This is a genomic window from Microbacterium petrolearium, from assembly GCF_054782875.1.
Genome location: NZ_BAAGRQ010000045.1, coordinates 1 through 1,471, shown reverse-complemented (window position 1 = coordinate 1,471; position 1,471 = coordinate 1). Strand labels below are relative to the sequence as shown.

Genomic DNA, 1,471 nt, shown 5'->3' with positions numbered 1-1,471 from the left:
GGGCGGATTCAAGGGGTCGTCGCAACGCCAAGTGAACTAAATGAGTTGTAGCAGACGCTCGGCTGGGGTATCCCAGCCGAGCGTCTTGCGTGGGCGGCTGTTGAGCTTTTGTGCGACGTGTTCGAGGTCCTCGGCGCCGTAGACGGTCAGGTCGGTGCCTTTGGGGAAGTACTGGCGCAGCAGGCCGTTGGTGTTCTCGTTCGAGCCGCGTTGCCAAGGGGAGGCGGGGTCGCAGAAGTAGACCGGGACGCCGGTGGCGACCTGGAACGCCTTGTGCGCTGCCATCTCCGCGCCTTGGTCCCAGGTCAGCGACCCGCGCAGATGCGCCGGGAGCGTGCCAATCAGATCGACCAGGACGTCACGGACGGTCTCGGCGGTGTGTTCCCCGGTGGGCAGGTGGCCGAGCATGACATAGCGGGTGGTGCGCTCGACGAGGGTGACGATCGCGGACTGGTTGTTCGCCCCGACGATCAGGTCGCCCTCCCAGTGTCCCGGGACGGCGCGGTCTTCGATCTCCGCGGGCCGGTCGCTGATCATCACCATCGGGTCGACGAACCGGCTGGTGCGGTGCTCCGGCGAGCGGTGCGGTTTGCGGCGGGTCCGGCCGGTTCGCAGCGCATCGGCGACCTCACGTTTGAGGCCGCCGCGGGCCTGGACGTAGATCGCCTGATAGATCGTCTCGGTGCTCACCTGCATGCTCTCGTCGTCCGCGTGATCACGCGACAGGACGCCGCTGATCTGCTCCGGAGACCATTGTTCCGCCAGCTTGTCCGCGACGTAGTCCCGCAACCGGCTGGGCTGGGCGAGCTTGGCCGGCTTCGGGCGAACTCGCCGCATCGCCGCATCGCGATGCGCCGCATGAGGCAGGTAGAGACCATCCGCCCGAGTCCGCGCGTCGAGCTCGCGCTTGATCGTCGACGCCGGACGGCCCAGCTCCCGCCCGATCGCCCGCAACGACCACTTCAGCCGGCTCAGGTCGGCGATCTTCTCCCGCTCCGCAAGTGACAGCAGCCGGGAGCCGACCTGCTCCGGTATCGCGGGCGGTGGGCTCGTCATGGACTCCATCGTGGTGCGCCCGGTCGCGTAGTCCACACGCCGCCCATCCGGGTAGAACCGCGAGTTCCGCGAATGCCGGACCCCGTGATCCCAGTCCCTCGCGGTGCGCTCATGGATCCCGACCTGCGCGGCCGCCTCCCGACGCGACACTCCTTCCGCCCTCAGCCGGGCGAACTCACCCCTCGCAGGGTGCGGGCGGGCCGGATAAGCCTTCACTCGGAACCCGACCTTCCGAGCCCAGCCGAACGCGGTGTTCCGATTCACACCGAGCTCGCGCGCCGCGAGCGTCACGCTGCCCAACGACTCCAACAACGCCAGGAACTCGGCCCGGCGACGATCCTTCTCCTCCGAAAACGACACGGTGGCCGCAACCTCCCGAAACTCGGGGTGTTGCGACCACCGTTAGAACCCGCCA

Annotated in this window: 1 protein-coding gene; it reads right to left on the bottom strand. The window is 68.1% G+C overall.

The window, feature by feature from the left end; genetic code table 11:
- Window positions 1–36: 36 nt before the first annotated feature.
- A complete protein-coding gene (locus tag ACYVJ0_RS13495) occupies window positions 37–1,206 on the bottom strand; it encodes an IS30 family transposase (protein WP_460818370.1) in 1,170 nt (389 codons plus the stop codon).
- Window positions 1,207–1,471: the final 265 nt, after the last annotated feature.